The organism is Planococcus massiliensis, assembly GCF_000821325.1.
Lineage (GTDB): Bacteria > Bacillota > Bacilli > Bacillales_A > Planococcaceae > Planococcus > Planococcus ruber.
In genome coordinates, this window is the sequence record NZ_CCXS01000001.1 from 2,898,722 (window position 1) to 2,922,644 (window position 23,923).

The following is a 23,923-nucleotide window of genomic DNA, read 5'->3' on the forward strand; positions in this document are numbered from 1 at the left end:
AAAGCTCGGGCGTTGCCGAGCGGTCTGTCGGCGGGTTTTTTCATGCCCTGTAAGTAGAACAAACCGTTTTGCTCAAAAAAATACTCTTCACAGGGAAGAGTGTCTCAAAAATGTATCCATTGCTTTCAATAGAATAGCACGATTTACTCTTCCTTGCAATCAATACGCAAAGGTTCCAATAATCAGTTTACTCTTCTTGTTTCATGAAAAACAGCACTTCACTAAACCAGTCTTCGCAATCATCGCTGTAGCAGATCAAATGCTTGCCGGAATCAGAATGGATGATGCGTTTATCAAGGGAGCCGATATTTTCGTAAATAAAGTCTGCAGCAGAAGCCGGAACAATGCCGTCTTTTTTGCCTTGGACAATGCACACCGGAATTTTGATCGTTTTATAATAAGGTTCAACCATTTTAACCACCCGCAGAAATTCAACAGCGGAACTGACAGGGGTATGCGTCAATTTATACTCATAGAGATGGAACAGCGGATTTTGTGCGAGACGCCCATTGATGGCATCGGCTGCCGCTTCTTTGACTTCTTTCAGCATTTGGGCGGCGCTAATGTATTTGGCAGCGGCGCTCAATAAAACAAGGCGCTCCACTTTGTAGCGCAGCGATAAATACATGGCAATCAAGCCGCCCATTGAAAAACCGACAATGATGACGCGGTCGACTTTTTTCTTCAACTTCCGCATCGCGAGCTCCGCTTCCATCATCCAGTGCTCCGCTGTCATCTTCTTCAAGTTGAGTTTTTCGCCATGCCCCGGCAATGTCGTCACTTCCACTGTCCAGTCTGTATGCTTTTTTATGTAATCGGCAAAGGGCTGCACTTCAAAAGGGCCGCCTGTAAAGCCGTGGATGCACAATACGCCTGTCTTCAAAACTGCTCCCCGCTTTCATTTCAAGATAAACAGAAACTCTGCTGGGCGGGAAAAGCTTCCTGCCCAGCAGAGTTTCTTATTGCCCGGTAAAAGGCTCGATAATATGTTCCAAGGCCATGCCGCGTGATCCTTTGACCAAGATGATGGAATCCGGCGTGATTTTTTCTTTAAGCAGTGAAACGATAGGTGCGTAATCGTCTTCGCTCCATAAAAGCTCCCCTTTAAACGAAGGGGCCATTTTATCATAGAGCCATTTCATACGCGGTCCGTATAAGCAAACTCCGGCAATATCTTCCGTAATATTTTTTGCTAAGGCTTCGTGGTAAGCTTGTTCATTTTCTCCAAGCTCCAGCATGTCGCCGAGGACCACCCATTTATCGTCTTTCATCGTCGTTTCGCGGATGAAATTCAAAGCGGCATTCATCGATGACGGTGCGGCGTTGTAAGCATCGTTGATAAACGTAGCGCCTTGTTCCGTTTTGATGATCTGCATGCGCATGTCTGTGAGCGCTGCATCTTTGAGGGATTTGCGGATGTCTTCTTCTGAGAGACCAGCTTCGAGTGCTACCAGGATCGCAGACAACGTATTCTTCACTTGATGCTCGCCCAGTACCGGAATGGTGAAAGCCGCATCAATAATCCCGCTGACCAGGAAACTGCTGCCGTTCTCAGTCGCTTTGATATCCGTTACAGTCAATTCGTTATTGTCGTCAAACCCGAAAGACACGGCCTGCGGGAAATTTTCCACGAACGGAAGCAATAACGGTTCATCGCCATCATAGAAAAGCTTGCCGTGGCTTTCAAGTCCGGCTGTAATTTCAAACTTCGCCTGCGCAATGCCTTCTCTTGATCCGAGGTCCTGCATATGCGCTTCGCCAATATTGGTGATGATGGCATAATCCGGGCGTGCAAGTTCCGATAAGAACTCAATCTGCCCAAATCCGCTCATGCCCATTTCCAGGACAGCGAACTTCGTATCTTCATCCAGCGACAGAATCGTCAGCGGCAAACCGATTTCATTGTTGTAATTGCCTTGGGTTTTCTGGACTTTGAAATACGGTTTCAACACACTCGCCACTAAATCTTTTGTTGACGTTTTGCCGTTTGAGCCGGTGATGCCGATAACGGTAACCGACAGTTCATCGCGGTAAGCTCTGGCCATTTCCTGCAAGGCAGCTTCACAGTCATCTACCATCAATAGCGGAAGGTTTTCAGGCGGATTGGGTTCATCGCGCTGCCATAAGGCCGCAGCGGCTCCCGCTTCAAATGCCTGTTCTACATACTTATGTCCGTTGACGTTTTCGCCGCGGAACGGGATGAATAGATCACCCGGCTTCAGCGTTCTTGTATTGATCGAGGCTCCTGTCACCTCGATGCCTTTAAAACTCGTCTTCGTCCCAAGCCATTTCGCAATTTGTTCAATCTTTTTTTTCATTCGGCTTCTCCACTCAATCTATTTTAACTTGTAGTAATTGCTTTTCCTCATGGCGTTTGACCGCAAGTTCGATCAGGCGTTCAATCAGCTCCGGATAAGGCAATCCTGTATTTTCCCACAAAAGCGGGAACATGCTGTAAGGCGTAAATCCTGGCATCGTGTTGACTTCATTGATCAATAGGTCATTTTCAGCAGTAACAAAGAAATCCGCACGGACAAGCCCGGAACAATCCAGAATTTTGAAAGCTTTCTTAGCAGCAATCACCAATTCTTGGTACACTTCTGCGTCCAGTTCCGCCGGGATAATCATTGCCGTATTGCCGTCTTTGTACTTCGCCTGGTAATCATAGAACGCTTTCAGCGGCTTGATTTCCCCGGCAACCGAACATTCAGGCACATCGTTTCCGAGAACGCCGATTTCGATTTCTCTTGCCACAACGCCTTGCTCCACAACGATTTTGCGGTCGAACTTCAAGGCCTCTTCAACAGCCGCCATCAATTCCTCCGTGTTCTCTGCCCGGCTGATGCCGACGCTGGATCCTAGATTCGCCGGTTTTACAAATACCGGCCATTGCAATTCGCTCTCGACTTTGTTTACCCAATAATTCGAATCAGCCGCCCAATCTCTGCGAATAAAATAAACATAAGGCGTTTGTTTCAAGCCAGCAATTTCAAATAATTGCTTCATGACTACTTTATCCATACCCGCTGATGAAGCAAGTACTCCATTCCCCACATACGGCAGATTCAAAACTTCCAGCAGCCCTTGTACCGTACCGTCTTCGCCGTTTGGCCCGTGAAGAAGCGGGATAATGACTTCCAGACTTTCTTCTTGTTCACTTGGCAGAAACCCGGAAATATCATTTGGAGAAGAAGTCTCTTCACTCAATTGAAGCTGTTCAATGCTTTGGACAGGCCCTTCAAGCATCGCGCCTTTTTTCCATTCGCCTTCATGTGTAATATAAATTGGGAAAACTTCGTATTTCTCGAAGTTCAATGCTTGGGTAACGGCTTGTGCAGTGGATAGCGAGACTTCGTGTTCTGCTGACTTGCCTCCATATAATAAACCGATTCGTTTTTTCATTCTGAAAAACCTCCGCTAGTATGTAAGCCTGAAATTTTGGCTTGTGCATTTGTTAAATTCTTTTTGCATAATGACTAGTTTATCACGAACAGCGGAAGACGAAAATTTTTTTCTGTTAACCGCCAAAGATTTTCAAGCCAGCTACCCCTGCGATGATGCATGCCAAGAAAAATAATTTTGCCGGCTGCCGGCTTTCCTTAAAAAACAGCATGCCGACCACTACACTGCCTGCTGCGCCAACTCCGGTCCATACCGCATAGCCGGTGCCGACTGCAATTTCCGTCAGCGCCAGGGACAGTAGATAGAAGCTGAGCGCTCCACTCAAAATAGTCAGCGCCGTAAACTTTTTCACTTTAAAGCCATCGGATAATTTCATCGTTGTGACAAACGCCACTTCAAACAATCCGGCGATCACCAAAATCAGCCACGCCATTCAGAATCGCCTCCTTCACCTGCCGCTTCTTTCCCGTCCACGACTTTCAATCCAATAATCCCGAAAATCAGCAGCCCTAAAAAAGCGATTTTTTCAAAGCTGGCATTTTCGCCAAACAGCGAAATCCCGAGTACAGCCGTGCCAGCTGCCCCAATTCCTGTGAAAACGGCATAAGCCGTCCCAATTGGAATAGCAGCCATCGCTTTTGCAAACAATAGAAAGCTGACGACGATAAACAATAAAGTAACGATCGATGGCCCGACATTGGTAAAGCCATCCGCAAACTTCAATCCAATTGCCCAGACGACTTCTGTCAATCCGGCAATCATCAAATAGATCCACGCCATATTTTTTCACTCATTCCTTTCTCTTTCCGCGGCACGATACCTTAAGCTTCTTCAAAAAAAATAACCCTCGTTTCCGAGCGTTATTTCCATTGCTTCGTTTTGCGGTCAAATACAATCTTCCGGGTGACGTCCTGCTTCGTGTAGTGTTTGATGTCCGACCAAAATTCATCCAGAAACGAAATTTCCTCTACGGACCGAATGTGCAATTCGATTGTATTTTTCGTTTTTTCAGGATCGGCCAAAGAAATCAAAGCGCCTTCCCGGTAGTCACGTTTCAGCGACTCCAGAATTTCCCTCGGCAATTCCGGCACCAAATCACGCGTTTTGCGGCGCCAGAAGTTCTGCCCTGACGTTTCTCTGCGAATCACTTGGGTAAAATAATTCCCGACCAATTCGTTCAGCCTCTCCAAATGGCGGAAGTAAATCTTCGTCGTCTGCTCTTCTTCACTGGACAAGTAAACAAATTCGTTTTGCAGCGTCGAATAAAAAGGCGGGCGCACCGTTTCTTTTTTGTGGCCAATGTAGAGAAGCTCCGCCTGTTCTTGGGGCGTCAATGAATTTAATTGCCTCTCACTTTTAAAGTCGATCCAGCAAAACTCGCTTTTCTTATTCAGCCAAGCTTTCCGAAGCTGCGCATATTCTTCCTCTGCGACAAACTCCATATAAGTATGCATATTAAACGAAGCATCGTCATAAGTATGCTTTAATAATAAAAGGTTTTTCGGCATTTTCATCGCATCGATAAAATGAGCAAAGGTGAGTCCGCTGAAAAGAGCGAATTGATCCGCGTCATTTAAATAAATATATAAGTGCTGTATATAATAATCCGCGTTTAACGGTTTTTTCACCATATTCCCCACTCCATTCTCCTCAACTATTATACGACCATTCCACCGAAATATGAAACATCCTAGCTCTATTTGCGTCATTACTTTTGGTATAGGCATATTCGAAGGGAATACGTTATAATGTAATCCGGCTTATAATAATAAAAAAGTACAGGTGAACGCTCATGCAAACGAATAAAAGCTTCGCCGATCGCATTGATTGGCCGTTAGCTTTCATATTATTCCTATTTTTCGTCGTCAGTTTAATGGCGATATCTTCCGCGCAAACCGCCGGAATATATCCGACCAACTTTGTCCCGCGGCAAGCAGTTTTTTACGTAGTTTCAATCGGCATGATTTCTGTGCTTATGTATTTTGATTCAGATCAATATAAAAAAATGGCTTACTACCTTTACGGCTTCGGGATTTTCCTGTTGTTTGTCTTGATGATTTCTCCAAGCGGCCCAGGGCAAATTGCGGAACCGGTCAACGGGGCGCAAGCCTGGTTCCATACACCCGTCGTCAATCTTCAGCCCGCTGAATTCATGAAAACCTTCTATATACTCGCCATGGCCAAAATGATTTCCGCACATCACGAAAAAAATCCCTTGAAAACCTTGAAGACGGATTTTGTCCTTCTTGGAAAAATCGGCGTCATGCTGTTTATTCCGCTGGCCTTTATCATGACCCAGCCCGATCTTGGAACTGCGCTTGTATTTATCGCGATTACGCTCGCTTTAATCGTCGTCGCAGGCATCTCGTGGAAAATCATCTTGCCAAGTTTTGGCGGAGTAGCGGTCATTGGAGGAACTCTTTTATGGATGGCCGTCTACATGCAGGACTTCCTTTCCAATGCTCTGGGCATCAAGCCTTATGCACTTGCCCGGATTTACACGTGGCTCGATCCGTATGAGTATGCAGATACGGACGGCTATAATTTGATTGCTGCCATGAACGCCATCGGTTCCGGCGAAGTTTTCGGCAAAGGATTCCAGGGGCGTGAAGTATATGTGCCCGAAAACCACACCGATTTCATCTTCACGGTCATTTCGGAAGACTTTGGTTTTATCGGCGCCAGTGCCGTCATTATTTTGTTCTTTATGCTGATTTATCATTTGACCAAAATTACGCTGGAGCTGAAAGATACATTCAGCACTTATGTATGCGCCGGCATCATCGCCATGATCACGTTCCACGTATTCCAAAACATCGGCATGACCATCCAGATTTTGCCGATTACAGGAATTCCGCTTCCGTTCATCAGCTACGGAGGGAGCTCGCTGATCGGGAATATGCTCGCTCTCGGCATTGTCTTCAGTATGAAGTTCCACCACAAAACTTATATGTTCGGCAACGAGAAAGAAGCCGAATAACGAAACGGCAACCTATTCTCCACATAAAAACTCCGACGCCCTGCGCCGGAGTTTTTATGTTTGTGATTGGGTTTGCGGCAATGCTAATGCTCTAAAGAGTTCTACGCGCGGTTTTGTGATTTTTGCTTGGATTCCCAGTTTCGATAAATTTGAAACGATTTTGCGAACTTCTACTTTTTTCGCCATCCAGATCACCTCTTTATGTTTTAGTTATTTATTAAGACGTTAGCCTAGTTGCCTAGTTTCGTTTAAATCACATAATGTTTGACTTTTCTGTGTCTCTGTTATAATACCATCATTTCAAGTTTTTAAACTTATCATTTTGATGACAAAGTAAATAATTTGTGAAGAAACCCGTTTCTTTCATTTGCAGCATTCATTCATCCCCTGAAGAACTTGGTTGTTCCACTTTCAACTCTTTGCAAATACGTTTGTCGCCCGGTGAAAACAAAGGTAAAATGGCACCAAAGCCTTTATTTTAGAAAGCAGGAATTTTATCTATGAAGAAAACCATTCTCTTACTGATGTCTGTGCAATTTTTCGTCTATTTGGGATTCGGCATCATTATTCCCGTGCTGCCTGAAGTCGTTGTGCAGCAAGGCTATTCCGATATCCATGTCGGCGGCCTGATCACCATTTATGCCCTCTCTTCTTTTTTCACCGCACCGTTATGGGGACGGTTGTCTGACCAGACTGGCCGAAAAAAACTGATCTTAGCCGGCTTGGCCGGCTTTGGCCTGAGCTTTTTCCTTTTCTCACTGTTTCTTGATCACCTCGTGCTGCTTTATGCCTCGCGGGTCATCGGCGGATTGTTCTCCGGTGCCCTATATACGGCCGTCACCGGCTATGTGGCAGATATTACAACAGACGAAGAACGCAATAAATACATGGGGCTGCTCGGCATGTCGATCGGGCTCGGCTTTATCTTCGGGCCTGCAATCGGCGGTGTGCTCGGAGCTGTTTCCTTGTCGCTTCCTTTCACCGCTTCCGCTGTTTTGGTGCTGCTGTTGATGGTCTATGCAAGCCTTGTATTAAAAGAGCCGGTTCGCCAAGGCGAAGCTGTAAAGCGGAAACTTTTGCCGAAAGGCGGCAGTCTTCTTTGGCACTACCGGATCCGCTATCTGTTCCTCTTTTCATTTGCGGTCACCTTTTTATTGGCAGGACTGGAATCGACGTTTCAATTGTTCCAGATTGACCAGATTGAAATCACTCCGCTCCAGCTCGGCTATCTGTTCATGGCGAGCGGATTTGTGGATGCAGCGATTCAAGGCGGCGTCGTGCGCCGAGTCAAAGATGGCACTGAAACCAAATGGATCATCGGGGCGCAAATTGTGACGGCGATCGGCTTATTGATGCTGCCATTCACCGACAGCCTCCTCTTTGCAGGCGTCGCCCTAAACGTGTTCACAGCCGGCAACGCATTAGCCAGAACCGTCCTTGTTTCGCTCACCTCCAAAGAATCCGGCGGAAAATACGGAACGGCAGCCGGCATGACTTACTCCATGGACAATATGGGGCGCATCATTGGCCCGCTCTTTTTCACCTGGCTCTTGACGATCCAATCCGGTTCCGTGTATTACTTATCCGCATCTTTGGCGCTGCTCAGCATTTTGCTGATCGTGCTTTACCGCGGCTCGGCTAAAACTTTAAAAAACCAGTAACTGAAGCTCGCGAGGCCAATGGCTTTGCGACGAGCTTGCGCAGGAGCAGCTGCTGCAATTCAACCAGTTTTTCGACACGCTGAAAAAGCAAGCACCTCTTCATGAGGCGCTTGCTTTTTTGTCCTATATTTTAAAGAGGGGTGCCGCCGTTGATGTGGATAACTTGCCCTGTGACATAAGAAGAATCGTCGGATGCCAAGTAAACATAGCCAGGCGCCAATTCATCCGGCTGCCCTGCACGGCCGAGCGGCGTGTTTTTGCCGAACTCTTCTACTTGATCCGCCGGGAATGAGGCTGGAATCAGCGGCGTCCAAATCGGTCCTGGCGCTACTGCGTTCACCCGGATTCCTTCTTCTGCGAGCGATCCTGAAAGGGCGCGCGTAAATGAAAGAATCGCACCTTTTGTCGATGAGTAGTCGATCAATGTCGGCATTCCTTGATAAGCGGTAATGGACGTCGTATTGATGATTGAACTTCCCGGCTTTAAATGGTCGAGTGCCGCTTTCGTCAAATGGAACATCCCGAAAACGTTGGTCCGGAAAGTCCGCTCCAATTGTTCCGCCGTGATATCTTTCAGCGAGTTTTGAAGATGCTGCTCGCCGGCATTATTAACCAACACATCCAACTTTCCGAATTCGGAAATTACTTTTTGCACCGCTTCCTTACAAAAAGCTTCATCTCCGATGTCGCCCGAAATCAATAAGCAGCGCTTCCCTTCCTGCTCCACGTGCTTTTTGGTTTCTTCCGCATCTTCATGTTCATCCAGGTAGGCAATGGCGACGTCCGCCCCTTCTTTTGCAAAAGCCACGGCAATGGCCCGGCCGATTCCGCTGTCGCCTCCTGTTATCAATGCCGTTTTTCCAGGAAGGCGCTGCGCTTTCCCAGCAAGGTTTCCGGTAAAGTCCGGTTCCGGCGTCATTTCCGATTCAAATCCCGGTTGCCGTTCCTGCTCTTGTGCGGGTAAATTTTCTGGTTTGTCTTTTTCCATTCTAACGTCACCCTTTCAGATTGATTTCATGTTCTAGACTTTTCCCGTTCCTTTCTTCTCTAAACATGAAAACCAGCCAAAAAGCCGCACTCCCGGAATCAAACCGGAAGTGCGGCTTTACTTTTAAAGGACCGGTTTCGCCGGCACATTGCCGCCAAGCTCCGGATAAGCTTCTTTCAGTATGCTCGCTCTCATCATATAGGCCGTTAAGATGACCAAACAAATGCTGCTTCCCCATACCACGTATTGGGCCGGCACCAAATCATACAATAAGCCGAACAGTAAATAACCGAGCGGCATCATCGCCATCGCCATCGATTCCAATATGCCGAATACGCGGCCGCGGTATTCTTCATCCACATCTTTTTGCATCATGACTCCGATTGGCGTATTCACACAGACATTCGATAAGCCGAACGACAGCATTAACATAATGAAATAAGCGACGCTCACTTTATAGGACATGTGAAGGACTAACGGGAAGGCCAAGGCAGCCAAAAGCACCGCCATTACTAAAATGGCTCTTTTTGAAAACAACAGCGGAAACTTGACTTCTTTTCGGATCGAGAAGTAAATGGATGCTAGAAGCATGCCGACCGCCACCATCGATTCAATGATGCCGAAATGGGTCGCTTCCACTTTCAATTGCTGAACTGCAATGAACGGCAATCCGATCATCATGGCAGAGAAGAAGAAATTCAACCCGATGGCTGTCGAGACGATGACCATAATGACGCGGTTGGTGCGCATATATGCGACACCTTCCTTCATTCCCTGGATGATGGATTGCTTTTCGCCGCTTTCTGTTTTTGGAGCCGCTTTTGTAAATAGCCTGAAATTCATCGTAGCTTCGAGCACCAGCGCAATAGCATAAGCTCCGATTTCAATGAGGAGAAAGACATTCATCGATACAAAGCCAAAGAGCATGCCGCCAATGACCGGCCCCCCGATGGCTGCAATGGAAACAGCCGATTGGTTGAACCCCATCGCTTTTTGGATGCGGTCCGGATCGATCAAGTTCGCAATCGAAGCGGAGAACGTCACGCCATTGAACATTGAAAATACCGATACCAACGCTGTTGCGGTATAAATGGCTGGCAGCGAAAGGCCAAATGCCAAGCTATAAATCAATAATCCGCTTACCGCTGCTATTCCGCCAAGCTGAGACAAGATGATCAATTTCTTCTTGGAATAATTGTCTGCGGCATATCCTGCGAGCGGCCCGAGCAAAGAACGCGGCAAAATACTGCAGATCAAATTGACCGCAAAATTCGCGGCCGACCCAGTGAGCGCCAAGACATACAAACTGATCCCAAAAGCATAGACACTGCTGCCGAATGTGGAAATTAACTTACTGATGGTAAAAGTGTAAAGATGGTAGCTCGCCCGTTTGATTTTTGCTGCTTCTGACATTTTTTCATCCCCTTTGAAAAAAAGTTTAATTTAATTAAACAAAATATAACACGCCAAAACTAGCATTGCAAGAAAAAGTTTAATATAATTAAACTAATATTAAAAAGAGGTGAATCAATTGGAAACTTTAGGTGAACGCATCCGGAAACTGCGCAAGGAAAAAGGGTTGACCTTAGAGGCACTTGCCGGCAGCGGCCTGACTAAAGGAATGCTGAGTTTGATCGAAAACAGCAAAGCCAATCCTTCCATGGAAAGCTTATCTTATATAGCCGAGCGATTAGATATAGATAAAAATGAGCTATTGGCAGAAATCCCGACCAGTGAATTGCGTGAGCTTTTGCAGGAAGTCGAGAAAATGTATCGAATTGAGGCTGAAAATTTCACCGAAGGATTTATTCATATAGCTGAAAAAATTGAGCCTTATGTGGCTTCCCTGCCATACCGCTACGAATCTGCCCGGCTTCTGGAACTTTACAGCAGGAGCCTATACTACGCTAAGAAAGAAGGCTGGCAAGTCCCTCTTTCCAAAGCGGAAGAAATGTACGAAGGGCTTCATCTGATGAACAACAGTGCGGATATCCACATGTTCCGCTCTACCCTTAAATTCAACGAACATCGCTACCATGAATCGTTAGCCATGATCCAGGAATCGCGGAAATCGTTTGAAGCGCGGGATGTGGTGTTGGATTCGTTAAAAAAACTGGATTTTGATTTTGTGGAAGCAATTCTATATTTCGCTATTGGGGACGATGAAGATGCTGTACGCATTATAAATGAGGCTGTGGAGTATTCGAAAGAACATCAAATTTTCTATAAGATGAATGACCTTTACCGCGTCATGAGCTTTCATGCCATTTTGAAAAATGACCAGCAGATGAAAGATTATTACGTCCATAAACTTCGGCTGTTTGCCGAGTTCTCAGACGACGAAAAAATCACCATTACCTTGGATCTGCTCGAAGCCCATTATTTAAATTCTTTTACCCACGAATACGAAAAAGCGGAGGCAGTTGTCGACCGAAACCTGGAAAAATACAAAGAAGATGAAATTTCTCAATTCTTTCTGGAAAAAGGAAAGGCGTTGTATGGCCAAGGACGCAGTGAAGAAGCGCTCGGTTGGCTGAAGCGCCATAAGATCTGGGAATTCCTACACCATCCGTATGACTTGGCGATGAATTACGAAAAAGATGCGTATATGGCTTTGATCTATGAACAGCAAGGCCAGCATGAACTCGCAGTCGAGCATGCCCGCATCGCTAAAGAAAATATCCTTCCGATGCCGGAACTTCCCTACAAAAAATTCATCTTGGACGTCTACCGCCAAATTGGAAACTTACACAAATAAAAGCCTGCCGAAAAAGAATCGGTCAGGCTTTTATTTTGTTTCCCTGCTTTATATAACGTTCGTGGAATTTCATCAGCTGCTGCCAATCCGCATCAAAATCCGGTTGGATGCAGGATACTTGAAACAAGTTCTTTTCCTGAAGGTAAGAACTCGACCCATGCAGTTCCAAACCCGATAAATGCGCATCTAGAGCAAAATGTTCATAAGGATGCTCCGCTTTAAATGTAATAGCAGTCGGAAACCCTTTTCCGAGCAGCGGCCAATCGGCTGTATCCCGCTTTACCTTCTCTAAACGCTCGGCTAATTGCCCATACCGCTCCGGGTACGCATCTAGCGCAAGCGAAAAACTTTTCAGCAAAGCATATGAAAAAGTATACGGCACTTTATCGCCATAATGGCCCAAATCGAGGTAAGCCGGCAGCTTTAGATCCGGCAGAATATTGTGCCCGGCAAAAACGATGGCCAGTCCACTGCTCGTTCCGACCGCTTTTCCGCTAACCGCTGTCGCAAGCCATGCTTTTTTAAAAGATACCGGCACTGCACCAAAACTGCTGACGGCGTCGACGCACAGTTTGACTTGAAGGCGTTCGCAAATCGCGGCTAAGCTTTCGAAATCATTGAGCACTCCAGTCGACGTTTCCCCATGTGCCATTAACAGCCAGCCATAATTTTGCCGCTGCAGCTGTTCTTCAATCGTATTCGTTGAAAATTCTGCTCCCCATTCCTGTTCCAGGGCGTCAAAATTCAGTTGCCATCTGTCCGCCTGCTCTTTTAGCCGCTTGCCAAACTCCCCGTTCACCAGAATGAGTCCGCGGCTTCCGAGGCGGCTTATTTGCGCAAGCATGGCTTCATTCGCAAGCGTCCCGCTGCCGAATAGAAAATACGGATGGGAGCCGGCCATCTCTTTCAACTTTTCTTTCACTTCTTCAAATACGGCCTGAAAAGCGGCAGAACGATGGGAAACAGGCGCTTCGGCAAACGGAGCCGCAAGCGGCGCCGTTAGTTTTACAGGTCCCGGCAAAAATAGTTTCCGTCCCGTCTGGAGCCGCGAAGCGACAGAGGCTGCGTACCGGCGGCGCGTTGTCGCCATCGGCACAAATACGGCCTCTCCCGTTCCTACAGGAGGGGCAATCGGCTGAAAGCCCAATTGGCCGTATAATTTCAATTGCCGCGTCGTTCCCGAAATAACGGCCGCATCAAATCCTTCGGCGTAGCAATAATCCGAGAGGGCACGGGCCATCAGGAAAAACACGCGGCCATTCCGGTGCTCTTTCCGGACAGCCATCAATCGGATTTCGCAAATGTTACGAGAATCTGGCAAATACTGCTCTACTTTACCGATTTTCCGATCCAATGAAAAAGGGCGTTCCGAGCGCAGGGCAATCATTCCCACAAGCGTTGAATCCGCCAACACAATTAAATACGTATTTTGTGCATGGAAAGGGTCTATCCTTATCCCTGAACCATCTCTTTCATGCTGCGGAATTTCTTCAACGAAGGTTTCATAATTCAATTGGGCAATCGCATGGAACTCTTCCTCGCTTCGGGCAATTTTGCACCAGTACACAGCCATTCCCTCCCCTATTCGCGTTCGAAAATCTCTTCTATTCCATAGAGACTCAAATCAATATCCAAAGGTTCCCCTATTGCCAGCTTTGCTAATTGTTGGCCTAAGAAAGGCCCTGCTGTCAGGCCCGATGACCCTAAGCCATTCGCTGCAAACAGATTGGCATGGCCCGGCACTGACCCAATGACCGGCAAGGCACTTTGGATTGATGGGCGAAAACCGGTCGCGGCTCCTGTCCATTCAGCTGCCGCCAATCCGGGAGCGGCATCCAGCGTTTTATCGAGTATGTGATGGATGCCTCCAGCCGTTAGCTTCGTGTCAAACCCGGCATCGTTTTCGTGCGTCGCACCGGCAACGATCCGCCCATCAGAAAACGGCACAATGTACAATCCATAAGGCACCATTGCCACCGGCCAATCTTCTGTCGGTGCCCCTTCAGCATGCAGCTGAAGAATTTGCGCTTTTTGCGGCACCACTTTCATGTGAAGACCGAGCGGTTCGAAAAGTTCGGCCGCCCAAGCACCGCCCGTTGAAACGATGCTGTCCGCATAAAATTCACGTCCGTCCGCCTTTACCCCGACCACTTTCGTTCCTTCTACAACCAATTCTGCATGGCCATGGACTTTTTCCGCTCCCAGTTTTACTGCTGCCCCGATCAATGCATTACGGACAGAATGCCCTTCGACTCTTGCTGCGCCGCTGACATAAAGGGAACCATACGACCCGGTTGCGAAAGGAAAGCGCTGTTGCGTCTCTTCCGGCGAAAGCCGCTCCACTTCTCCCATTTCCGGCGCTTCTTCCCGGCGTTCCCGTGCCTTTTCCTCCATTTTGTCCAATTTGCTGTCCTCATGGATGCTGACGATGCCCACTTGCTTATAGCCTGTTTCCTGCTGGCCAAGCGCTTCCAACGCCTGGATCAGTTCAGGGTAGTAAGCCGCTCCATTTTTCGCAAGTCCGTACCATGCTTTATTTCTTCGCTGCGAAATCCAAGGGCAAACAATTCCTGCTGCCGCACCAGTTGCTTGTCCCGGATCTTCTCGATCGATTAATGTTACTTCTGCCCCTCGTTTTGCAGCTTCATATGCGGTTGACGCCCCTAAAATTCCGGAGCCGATAATAATTACTGACTTCATTTGAACACCCAGCCTCTAAAATTTCTTATCTTCATTTTACTGGAGTTGGCAGCCATACTCAAATGCCTCTGCCTGGAGATGGATTTAAAATTCGGGGATAGGGGTAGAGATAAGAAAGAATCGTTAAGCGGAAATCAAGGAGGCGTTGTTATGGAAAAAAGTTCTTCCACGGAAAAAGTGTTGCCGGTGACTTCATTCAGAAGCGGATCCGGTTTTGAAGTGGCACCCGATATTTATTGCTACACCATTCAAGTAGCGAATGTGTATTTCATCGGAAATCCTGCTATCAGCAATGAATGGGTGCTCGTTGACGCAGGAATGCCCGCTTCTGGAGAGCGCATCTTAAAAGAAGCGGAAAACCATTTCGGTCCCGGCCATAAATTAAAGTCCATCATTTTAACGCATGGCCATTTCGACCACGTCGGCGGGTTGATTGACATTTTGGAAACCCACGATGTACCCGTTTATGCCCATCCCTTGGAATTTTCCTATTTGAAAGGAATTACAGATTACCCGGAACCGGACTTTGAGGCAGAAGGCGGATGGATCGCCAAGATGTCAAAAGCCTTCCCTGTGAAAGCTATTGATATTTCAACCCGGCTCCATGAATTGCCGGAAGACGGCTCAGTACCTGACATGCCTGGATGGCGCTGGATTCATACCCCCGGCCATACAGAAGGCCACGTTTCCCTCTTCCGAGAACACGGGCGCATCCTAATTGCAGGAGATGCCTTTGTCACTGTGAAGCAAGATTCCCTTTACCGGGTTCTGACCCAGAAGAAAGGCGTTTACGGACCGCCGGTATACTTGACGCCGGACTGGCGGGCTGCTTGGGAATCCGTCGCAAAGCTTGCTGACCTCCGCCCTTCTGTTGCCGCTACAGGCCATGGCAAGCCGATGAGAGGCTCCGCTTTGGCCAAAGGGCTGGTGGAGTTAGCCAAAAACTTCCCCGATGTCGCCGTTCCAAAATACGGGAAGTTTGCCGATACGCTGCATCCTTAAAACTACCAGCCTCTTGGAAGATTCCTCTTCTAAGAGGTTTTCTCTGGCTAGTGAAAATAAAACTGTTCAGCCAAATAAAATGAAAAATATGTTTTAACATTTCAGAAAACGGGTATTGAAAGAGTCCAGTTCCGTTTATTTTTTGAAACTGATATGACATCGAATGGAGATGAGCACAATGATTAAAAGAGCGCTTTTTGTTTCAGACCACGGCGATCCTTTGGCAACACTCGGAGGCAAACAAGCCGGCGGACAAAATAATTATGTTAAACAATTAGCCCTTGCTCTTGAAAAAAGAGGTTGGCAAATAGATGTAGTTACGCATTGGTGCGACGCTTCAGCGCCAAGAATTGAGAAATTCGGAACTGCCTGCCGCGTCATCCGTGTTGAAGCCGGCCATAAAGGATTCGTTTCTAAAGATGAAATGTACACCATGCTTCCGGATTTCTATAAAGATATGAAAAGTGCCCTTGACCTTTCTTCCTATGATTTGGTGCACACCCACTACTGGCTGTCCGGTTTAATCGGGAAGAAATTAAAAGAAGAGTTCGGCCTTCCGCTTATCCACACTTCCCATTCTCTTGGATGGGCAAAAGCGAAAGCGACGGGCATTAAAGATGCACGCCGCATCAAAGCGGAAAAATCCATTTTAATTACGGCAGATCAAGTCATTGCCACTACCAATAATGAGAAACAATTGATTCAAGAAAACCTTGAATCGCCTTCTCCTATCAGCGTGATCCCCATTGGGGTGGACCAGGCATTTACTGTGCATGGAATCCGTTCACATCTCAGAAGAAAATCCGGCTTTGAAGCTCCTCTCTTCGTTTTCGCCGGAAGATTGGAAGAAACTAAGGGAATCTTCACCCTGCTGAATGCGTTTCAGCTATTGGTCAACAAGAGCGAAGCCAAATTCAAGCCTCGCCTTTTGATTGCCGGCGGAGAACAAGATGCGATTGACCCTGCAACACGTTTGCCGCTCGACCCTAAGCTGCGCGAAGCTGTAAAAGGCATTGAAGGCCATGTGGAATTTCTTGGTCCGCAATCACAGGAACAGCTCGCCATGTTGTTTAACATTGCAACAGCTACGATTGTTCCAAGCTATTACGAATCGTTCGGCATGGTCGCTGCAGAAGCACAAGCCTGCGGCAGCCCGGTCATTGCGTCAGACGTCGGCGGATTGAAAAATGTCGTGCAGGATGGCATTACCGGATTGCTTGTGGAAACAAAAAATGAAATCGACTTGGGAATTGCCATGGAAGTCTTATCCGTCAATTCGCTGCTGGTTGAACGCTTGAGCCGGCAAGCCGTGAGAATTGCCAAAAAAGATTTTGACTGGGATTCAATTTCCGCCCGCATCGATTCTATGTATGAGGTGATTAGCAATGCACGAAGCAAAGCATATATTGGCAACAGACCTGGACGGAACACTGGTTGGTGACTCCGAAGGCCTTCAGCAATTGCTGAAATTCTATGAAGAACAAGTTTACGACGTCTCGCTCATCTATATTACTGGCCGTTATTATGATTCCGCCTTGTCTTTGATTGAAAGCGAGAATTTGCCGGTGCCTGATATTTTGGTTACAGATGTCGGTACGACGATTCATATCGGCGAGAATTTTGAAAAAGACGAAGTTTGGGAAGCCCGGATGCTTGAAAATTGGAAGCCTGATGAAATCGACGAGATTGCTTCCACCGTTTCCGGACTGACAAAACAGCCTCTTTTGCTGGAAAATCGCTGCTCTTATTACGTCGAAGAAAAAGAGCCTGTTGAAGAATTTCAGAGGAAGCTGGAAAGTTCGGGAATTCCCTATAAATTGATTTTCAGCGGCGGACGCGACGTTGATATCGTGCCGTTGCCAAGCGGCAAGGGACAAGCCTTGCAATACATTTTAGATAAGTACAATATCCGCGATGCCAAACTTTTAGTAGCTGGAGATTCCGGAAATGACCTGGAGATGCTGACCTTGGGCTTTCCTTCTGTCATTGTCGGCAATGCCCTTCCGGAACTTTTGGAAAGCGAAGAACATCCCCTTATTTTCCGCGCCACTAAAGGGTATGCCGGCGGAATTCAGGAAGGTTGGAAACACTTCCACTCAGAATAGCCTTCGAGCCGCTTCTACGGCCTTGGAAGGCTATTTTTATACATAATTTATGCTTATCTAAGCAATCATTTGTTTTTTTAGCTAATTCGTTTATATTTAAAGGAAAGGCAGTTTCGTGATTTCTAAAGATATTTTCGTGTTTCAAAACGAAAAAACCAGATTTGCCTATGAACAGGAGGAAATTGAGATGAGTAAAGTCGCGAATTTGCAAAAAGAGTCCATGGTCATGTTAAAGGAAACAAGCCGGACTTTTTTCATCCCAATCAATTTTTTAGAATCTCATTTGAAAAAGACCGTTGCCTCTGCCTATCTATGCATGCGGGCAATTGATGAAATTGAAGACCATCCGGAATTGGCCGATGACGTAAAGATCCATCTTTTGTCCGCAACCAGCGAATTGTTGAAAGCCCCATTCGACCGGATCGCTTATGAAGCATTGATCAAACCATACGACAGCTTTTTGCCGCCGGTGACAAAACGTTTGGCGGATTGGATCAGTGTCTGCCCGCCGGAAATTGTTGAAAAAGTAAAAGAATCCACTTCCATCATGGCAGGCGGAATGGCCAAATGGGTGGAGAAAAAGTGGATCATTGAAACGAAGGAAGACCTGGATGACTATACGTATTACGTGGCCGGCCTTGTTGGAACGATGCTTTCCGATTTATGGAAGTGGTACGACAATACCGAAACGGATCCAGAGCTGGCCATCGCTTTTGGCCGCGGCCTCCAAGCGGTGAATATGCTGCGCAATTATGATGAAGATTTAGAGCGCGGAGTTACGTTTGTTCCAGACGGCTGGACTCGTGAAGACATGTTCAATTACGCCAATAACAATTTGGCCCAAGCCAATGAATACGTCAAAGCAATTAAAAACAAGCGGATTTTGATGTTCTGTAAAGTACCGCTCGCTTTGGCGCATAGCACGCTTAAAGCTTTGAAATCCGGAAAAGAGAAAATGTCCCGGTCAGAAGTGGAAGGCATCGTAGAACAGTTAAAGCAGGAAGAACAACTAAATTGAACAAAAGGCGCATTTGAGAATTCATCAAATGCGCCTTTTTAGTTTGCAACTGCAGAAAGGGATGCTTTTGTCCTGCTTCACTTTCCTTCTTCCTTTCGGCCAAATAGGCTATACTAAAAGGAGCGAAGCAACTGTAAACGGGGGAGAAAAATGACAATTTCCATTATTAGTGTTTTGACCGCAGCTACTCTCATACTCAATATTTTCCTGGCTGCAGCGCTGGTTTTTCTGGAACGGCGCGATGCTTCTTCCACTTGGGCGTGGCTATTGGTTCTTTTCTTCATTCCGATATTCGGATTCTTTGTCTACCTTCTTTTAGGCCGCCAACTCCGAAAAAAAACGCTCTTTAAATGGGAAGGCCGGACAAAAGTCGGAATCGACAGTTTGATCAAGCATCAATTGCATGCATTAGATGAGGACGATTTCCATTTTCGCGATGATAATGTGCACGAATACAAAGAATTGGTTTATCTTCACTTGCGGAATAACGGGGCCGTATTGACCCAGGACAACGCTGTCCAGATCTTTAATGATGGCCGCCAGAAATTCGATGCATTGATTGCCGATATGGAACAGGCAAAAGACCATATACATATGCAGTACTATATCTTCCGTTTAGATGGCCTCGGCACCCGCCTTTTAAAGACGTTGACTGCGAAGGCGAAAGAAGGCGTCAAAGTCCGGCTGCTCTATGACGACATGGGATCACGCCGCCTCAGCAAAAGGCATTTCAAAGAATTCATCCAAGCAGGTGGAGAAGTGGAAACTTTCTTCCCTTCCGTCTTGCCGATTATCAATCCGCGCTTGAATTATCGAAATCACCGCAAAATTGTGGTCATTGATGGCCGCGTCGGCTATATCGGCGGGTTTAACGTCGGGGATGAGTACATCGGCCTGAGCCGGAAATTCGGCTATTGGCGGGACACTCACCTTCGTGTAGAAGGCAGTGCTGTCCACCCGCTTCAAACCCGCTTCATCTTGGATTGGAACCAGGCTTCTGCCCGCCACGACATCGAATATAATGAAGTCTTCTTTCCTGCCATTCCGGAAAAAGGCGTGACCACGATGCAGATTGTCTCAAGCGGCCCCGATGAGGAATGGGAACAGATTAAAGACGGTTACCTGAAGCTCATTAATATGGCAACCGAATCGATTTATATTCAAACGCCTTATTTCATCCCGGATGCCAGTTTCTATGACGCGATTCGAATTGCTGCCTTATCCGGCATCGATGTGCGCGTCATGATCCCCAATAAGCCTGACCATCCTTTCGTTTACTGGGCTACTTACTCTTATGCCGGCCAGCTATTGAAGGCGGGCGCGCGGGTCTATATTTATGACAATGGATTTATCCATACGAAAATGATTGTAATCGATGGCAAAGCATCCACCGTTGGAACGGCTAATATCGACGTCCGGAGCTTTAAATTGAATTTCGAAATCAACGCCTTCATCTATGATGAAAAAGTTTCCTCGGATCTTGCGGAATTATTCCACCAGGACATAGAACTGTCTACGGAACTGACCATGGATATCTATCTGTCCAGAACCAAATTGATCAAAACAAAAGAGTCGATTGCCCGGCTTTTATCGCCAATCTTATAAGACTGCTCTTTAAAAAAAGCAGCAAAAAAGCGTTTCCCTCCAATTAAAGAGGGAAACGCTTTTTCAATATATGCCTAAATATTCTTCCAATGTAACGCCTTTAGCATAGACATCCGCAGCCATCTCTTTGCCGACGTAGCGATAATGCCAAGATTCATGCATGTAGCCGGTAATCTTTTCCGCACCTTCCGGATAGCGGAGAATGAATCCGTAGCGATGCGCGTTGTCCATCAGCCATTTGCCGCCTTTCGTGTCGCCGAACGTAGCGGAAGCCCAATGCTGTTCCTGCCCGGTTTCGCCGATGTCAAAGGCAAGCCCTGTCTGATGTTCAGAATATCCAGGCCGTGCACTATAGCGGTCAGCCGCTTGCTGGCCGTCTTTCGCCACATAGCCATCGTATAAAACTTTTTGGCGTGCAAAATCACGATACGTACTGAATGCCGTCAAGTCGATTTTCGCTTTTAACGCTTCCGCCCGCATCGCTTCAAAAGCGGCTCTGGCTTCTTTGCTTTCACCCGGTGCGTATGATTGCGGCAACGGGTGCTGTTTGTTGGCAATTACGACATTGTTGATGATTGTCGGTTGGGCCGGCAATTTTAAATTATCCTGGTATATCGTTGCGTCTTTTACCGGCTGCTCTTTCGCAGGAGGCGTCTCCTCCTGCTCCGGCGCTTTGCCTTCTTCACTTGCTGGAGGATCTTCAGCTGGTGGAGTTTCCGGTTTTTCCGCTGATTCCGGCTCAGCCGGCTTCTCTGATTCTATAGGAGATTGAGGCTCTTCGGGCATTGGCGCTTCCCCTTCTTGTGATGAGACATCTTCCTTCGGTTCAACTGTTTCGACCGCCGCTTCGGATGGCGACAACGCTTCTAAACTTTCTTCTATATCCCAATTATGGAGAGACATCCAGTAAGCGGAAACCCCTCCGGCTAAAACCACTACAATTCCAAGGCTAATAAGGATCCATTTTAGAAAAGGCTTTTTATTTTTCTGATTCATCGAATACCGCGATTGCATGGTTCTCCTTCTTTCTCTAAAGTTCTTTTTTATTCTACCATTACTCTCGTATAATTTCTCCCTAAACAAATGAACATTCGGTATACTTTAACTAGAAGTTTTTACAAGATATGAGGGAAGAATATGAACAATCAAAAATGGCTGTCGCTTAATTTTTTCGCTTTCTTTTTTACGTGGGGTGTCTTCCTGCCTTATTGGACCGGATGGCTGACCAATGATAAAGGCATCAGTGTTTCAGGTGCAAGCCTCATCATGGGTGCCGGCATGTTCGCCCGTTCCCTTTCCACCCTGATTTTCTTCCCGCTGATGACGCGCATCTTTTCGTTAGGGAAGCTCATGCAAGGACTGGCAATCGGATCTTTTGTCCTCATGCTCTTACATATGCCCGCCAACTCTTACCTCTGGCTATTCATTCTGACGTTCGCTTTCAGCTTCGTCTATCCGAATTTGCTGCCGGCGATGGAAAGCGGCGCAACCGTATTGATGAAAACCGACCATATCCATTACGGCAAAAGCCGGTCCTATGGTTCAGTCGGCTATACCATCGCCTTATTGATTGTCGGCGGAGCTACAGCCGTTTGGCAGGAAAGCGCGATTTACTGGGTCATGCTCGCCGGGCTGCTCTTCATGGCTCTTACCCAATCGGCTACTTCCCCTATTCCCTTGCAGGCAAAACCTGAACCTAGAAAAACAGCTTCAGGAAACGCAATGAAAGAATTGCTGCGTTCAAAACCATTTATGCTCATGCTGCTGATCACCACTTTGCTGCAAGGAGCCCATGCAGCTTACTATAATTACGGATTTATTTATTTGCAGGATGTAGGCGTCAATAGCTTCTATATCGGCCTCATTTTAAATGTAGCCATCCTTTTTGAAATTCTGATTTTCGCAAAAGCGGATGCCTGGTTTGCCAATTGGTCCGTTTCGTCCATGTTTTTAATTGCCGGCATCGGTTCCACGCTGCGCTGGATACTAATCTTTCTGTTTCCGTCAGTCTGGGTCTTCATCTTCAGCCAGGTTTTTCACGCCTTGTCTTTCGGAGTCGCGCATTTTGCATTCATCCGCTACATTTTCCAAAAGCTCGACCCGCTCCACATTCCCGCCGCACAAGGAATGTACGCGGCCATTGCCATGAGTCTAAGCGTTGCGGCCTTGACCATCATCGGCGGTTTTCTTTACGAAATTTCTCCCGGCCTTTCGTTCCTTGGCATGGTGCTATTTTCCGGTCCGGCCATCCTATTGGTGCTGCTCACTCGAAAAAGATTTTCATATTAAATTAAATTTCCTACCAACTACCCCCATAATCCCGAATTTACCTGCGAATAAATGAGTATCAACTGTTACAGGGAGCTGGGTATATTGAAACGAATTTCACAAAAGGATATCGCGAGCTTGATGGAACGCTTAGATACCTTACTTGAAGAACGCCAAAAAGAAAAATACCACTATAAAAAAACAGCAGCGGCCAATTAGGCTGCTGCCGTTTTTCACATTTTCCTTAAACGATTACGGTAATTAAAACGATGACAAAAAGCACGGCAAAAATAATGGCCATTCCGCGCATCCATTTCGCTTCACGATCCATGCCTTGCGCTTTCATCTGGCGGTAGCGGAACGAATTGGTCAGCACAAAAAGCAAGGTCATGAATAATACGGTGATTTCCAAGTTGCCCATGATGAGGAAAACGAGCGCTGCCACACTTAATGCCGCCATCGCAATCCCTTGTATCCATTTTGAATTCATCTGTTTCACTCCTAAAAAAGAAAGCCGGCAAAAGATGCCGGCTTTTTGTTGTTATTTTTTATCTTCTACAGACTCAAGTGCCACTTCCGGGTGGTTCGAGTAGAATTTGCGTCCAATGTATGTTTGGATGATCAGCAAGATCCCGCCGACTGCCCAGTATACTGGCAATGCAGCCATTGACGAATAGGACACGAACATGATCATGATTGGTGAAATATACACCATGATTTTCATTTGCTGCTGCTGCTGTTCCGGCATCGTCCATAATGAAACTCTTGCCTGGAAGAAGTAAACCGCTCCAGCGATCAAGGTCATCAAAATATCCGGAGAACCAAGGGTAAACCAAAGGAACTCATGGTCTTTCACGTAATCCGGTGCGTAGCGAATCGCAAAATAGAGGCCCATGATGATCGGCATTTGAATGACGACTGGCAAGCAGCCCATATTCAATGGGTTCACGTCATGCTTTTTGTAAAGGCCCATCATCTCCTGCTGGATTTTCATTTGCTCTTCTTTGTCTTTTGTCTGTTTCAACCGTTTTTGGATATCTTCCATTTCCGGACGCAATTTATCCATTTTGACTTTCATGCCTTGCTGGCGTTTGTATGTCCGCAGCATAAATGGCATTAGCACTAAGCGAATCACGATTGTGATTGCCACAATCGCCAAACCGTAGTTTCCACCAAACAAGTCGCCCAAGTAAATCAGCGAACTAGCAAATGGTTTTACAAAAACCGTATAGAAAAACCCTTCTTGATTCTCTACAGCTGAACATCCGCTTAATACGAGAACCGCCATTGCCAGAAAGGACAGCAATATCATTTTCTTTTTCAAATTAGTCACCTTCACCTTTTTTAACTATAAAGAAGTATACCTATATGGTTGATAAAATTCAATCCGTGACTCTGAATTAGCAAATTTTATCGCATTGTGTGACGGAATAGCG

At 46.7% G+C, this 23,923-nt stretch carries 23 protein-coding genes; 9 read left to right on the forward strand and 14 right to left on the reverse strand.

The window, feature by feature from the left end; all coding sequences use genetic code 11:
• Positions 1 to 187: 187 nt before the first annotated feature.
• The 6 genes from BN1080_RS14440 to BN1080_RS14465 form a co-directional block, all read right to left on the reverse strand.
• Entirely contained in the window at positions 188 to 883 is a 696-nt protein-coding gene (locus BN1080_RS14440) for an alpha/beta hydrolase (protein WP_052653135.1), read from the reverse strand.
• A 76-nt stretch (positions 884 to 959) separates the two neighbouring features.
• Positions 960 to 2,318 carry a UDP-N-acetylmuramoyl-tripeptide--D-alanyl-D-alanine ligase gene (locus BN1080_RS14445; protein ID WP_052653137.1) on the reverse strand — a complete coding sequence of 453 codons (1,359 nt, stop codon included), beginning with the start codon at positions 2,316 to 2,318 and terminating at the stop codon, positions 960 to 962.
• Between the two features lie 13 nt (positions 2,319 to 2,331).
• Positions 2,332 to 3,402: a D-alanine--D-alanine ligase gene (locus tag BN1080_RS14450; protein ID WP_052653139.1), complete on the reverse strand. Its 1,071-nt coding sequence runs from the start codon at positions 3,400 to 3,402 to the stop codon at positions 2,332 to 2,334.
• Between the two features lie 115 nt (positions 3,403 to 3,517).
• Positions 3,518 to 3,835, reverse strand: coding sequence for a DMT family transporter (locus BN1080_RS14455; protein WP_052653141.1), 318 nt, complete (start codon positions 3,833 to 3,835; stop codon positions 3,518 to 3,520).
• Entirely contained in the window at positions 3,823 to 4,182 is a 360-nt protein-coding gene (locus BN1080_RS14460) for a DMT family transporter (RefSeq protein ID WP_052653143.1), read from the reverse strand. Before BN1080_RS14460 ends, BN1080_RS14455 begins: the two co-directional genes overlap by 13 nt.
• A gap of 80 nt (positions 4,183 to 4,262) precedes the next feature.
• Positions 4,263 to 5,033, reverse strand: coding sequence for a hypothetical protein (locus BN1080_RS14465; RefSeq protein WP_052653145.1), 771 nt, complete (start codon positions 5,031 to 5,033; stop codon positions 4,263 to 4,265).
• Positions 5,034 to 5,194: 161 nt separating this feature from the next.
• Here BN1080_RS14465 and BN1080_RS14470 point away from each other — a divergent pair, with 161 nt between their 5' ends.
• Positions 5,195 to 6,382 carry an FtsW/RodA/SpoVE family cell cycle protein gene (locus BN1080_RS14470; RefSeq protein WP_052653147.1) on the forward strand — a complete coding sequence of 396 codons (1,188 nt, stop codon included), beginning with the start codon at positions 5,195 to 5,197 and terminating at the stop codon, positions 6,380 to 6,382.
• A 54-nt stretch (positions 6,383 to 6,436) separates the two neighbouring features.
• Here BN1080_RS14470 and BN1080_RS17480 read toward each other — a convergent pair whose 3' ends face one another.
• Positions 6,437 to 6,568, reverse strand: a complete 132-nt coding sequence (locus BN1080_RS17480) for an Lmo0850 family protein (protein ID WP_251477275.1) — start codon at positions 6,566 to 6,568, stop codon at positions 6,437 to 6,439.
• A gap of 314 nt (positions 6,569 to 6,882) precedes the next feature.
• Between BN1080_RS17480 and BN1080_RS14475 the strand changes: the two genes are divergently transcribed.
• Entirely contained in the window at positions 6,883 to 8,043 is a 1,161-nt protein-coding gene (locus BN1080_RS14475; RefSeq protein ID WP_052653149.1) for an MFS transporter, read from the forward strand.
• Between the two features lie 130 nt (positions 8,044 to 8,173).
• Here the strand turns inward: BN1080_RS14475 and BN1080_RS14480 are convergent, their stop codons facing one another.
• Together BN1080_RS14480 and BN1080_RS14485 are read right to left on the reverse strand one after the other, a co-directional pair.
• Positions 8,174 to 9,031, reverse strand: coding sequence for an SDR family oxidoreductase (locus BN1080_RS14480; protein WP_052653151.1), 858 nt, complete (start codon positions 9,029 to 9,031; stop codon positions 8,174 to 8,176).
• 123 nt (positions 9,032 to 9,154) lie between these two features.
• On the reverse strand, positions 9,155 to 10,444 hold the full coding sequence (locus BN1080_RS14485; RefSeq protein ID WP_052653153.1) for an MFS transporter: 1,290 nt from the start codon (positions 10,442 to 10,444) through the stop codon (positions 9,155 to 9,157).
• A 118-nt stretch (positions 10,445 to 10,562) separates the two neighbouring features.
• Here BN1080_RS14485 and BN1080_RS14490 point away from each other — a divergent pair, with 118 nt between their 5' ends.
• A complete protein-coding gene (locus BN1080_RS14490) occupies positions 10,563 to 11,789 on the forward strand; it encodes a helix-turn-helix domain-containing protein (protein ID WP_052653155.1) in 1,227 nt (408 codons plus the stop codon).
• Between the two features lie 22 nt (positions 11,790 to 11,811).
• Here the strand turns inward: BN1080_RS14490 and BN1080_RS14495 are convergent, their stop codons facing one another.
• Both BN1080_RS14495 and BN1080_RS14500 read right to left on the reverse strand, forming a co-directional pair.
• Complete coding sequence (locus tag BN1080_RS14495) at positions 11,812 to 13,362, reverse strand: aminotransferase class V-fold PLP-dependent enzyme (protein ID WP_407674791.1); 1,551 nt, start codon at positions 13,360 to 13,362, stop codon at positions 11,812 to 11,814.
• Between the two features lie 8 nt (positions 13,363 to 13,370).
• Positions 13,371 to 14,489, reverse strand: a complete 1,119-nt coding sequence (locus BN1080_RS14500; RefSeq protein ID WP_052653159.1) for an NAD(P)/FAD-dependent oxidoreductase — start codon at positions 14,487 to 14,489, stop codon at positions 13,371 to 13,373.
• Between the two features lie 150 nt (positions 14,490 to 14,639).
• Here BN1080_RS14500 and BN1080_RS14505 point away from each other — a divergent pair, with 150 nt between their 5' ends.
• The 5 genes from BN1080_RS14505 to cls all read left to right on the forward strand — a co-directional run bounded on the left by BN1080_RS14505 (position 14,640) and on the right by cls (position 20,219).
• Positions 14,640 to 15,491 (forward strand): MBL fold metallo-hydrolase, encoded by an 852-nt coding sequence (locus BN1080_RS14505; RefSeq protein WP_052653161.1) that lies wholly within the window; start codon positions 14,640 to 14,642, stop codon positions 15,489 to 15,491.
• 178 nt (positions 15,492 to 15,669) lie between these two features.
• Positions 15,670 to 16,932, forward strand: a complete 1,263-nt coding sequence (locus BN1080_RS14510; protein WP_052653163.1) for a glycosyltransferase — start codon at positions 15,670 to 15,672, stop codon at positions 16,930 to 16,932.
• Entirely contained in the window at positions 16,877 to 17,596 is a 720-nt protein-coding gene (locus BN1080_RS14515; RefSeq protein WP_052653165.1) for an HAD-IIB family hydrolase, read from the forward strand. The genes BN1080_RS14510 and BN1080_RS14515 overlap by 56 nt, the downstream gene beginning before the upstream one ends.
• Positions 17,597 to 17,783: 187 nt before the next feature.
• On the forward strand, positions 17,784 to 18,614 hold the full coding sequence (locus tag BN1080_RS14520; protein WP_052654656.1) for a squalene/phytoene synthase family protein: 831 nt from the start codon (positions 17,784 to 17,786) through the stop codon (positions 18,612 to 18,614).
• A 150-nt stretch (positions 18,615 to 18,764) separates the two neighbouring features.
• Entirely contained in the window at positions 18,765 to 20,219 is a 1,455-nt protein-coding gene (gene cls / locus BN1080_RS14525) for a cardiolipin synthase (RefSeq protein ID WP_052653167.1), read from the forward strand.
• Between the two features lie 63 nt (positions 20,220 to 20,282).
• On the opposite strand, the gene BN1080_RS14530 is transcribed toward cls, so the two are convergent.
• On the reverse strand, positions 20,283 to 21,233 hold the full coding sequence (locus BN1080_RS14530; RefSeq protein WP_052653169.1) for a M15 family metallopeptidase: 951 nt from the start codon (positions 21,231 to 21,233) through the stop codon (positions 20,283 to 20,285).
• A 123-nt stretch (positions 21,234 to 21,356) separates the two neighbouring features.
• Between BN1080_RS14530 and BN1080_RS14535 the strand changes: the two genes are divergently transcribed.
• Positions 21,357 to 22,508, forward strand: coding sequence for a 3-phenylpropionate MFS transporter (locus BN1080_RS14535; RefSeq protein ID WP_052653171.1), 1,152 nt, complete (start codon positions 21,357 to 21,359; stop codon positions 22,506 to 22,508).
• 223 nt (positions 22,509 to 22,731) lie between these two features.
• On the opposite strand, the gene BN1080_RS14540 is transcribed toward BN1080_RS14535, so the two are convergent.
• On the reverse strand, positions 22,732 to 22,977 hold the full coding sequence (locus tag BN1080_RS14540) for a hypothetical protein (RefSeq protein WP_052653173.1): 246 nt from the start codon (positions 22,975 to 22,977) through the stop codon (positions 22,732 to 22,734).
• A 51-nt stretch (positions 22,978 to 23,028) separates the two neighbouring features.
• A complete protein-coding gene (gene yidC, locus BN1080_RS14545) occupies positions 23,029 to 23,811 on the reverse strand; it encodes a membrane protein insertase YidC (RefSeq protein WP_052653175.1) in 783 nt (260 codons plus the stop codon).
• Positions 23,812 to 23,923: the final 112 nt, after the last annotated feature.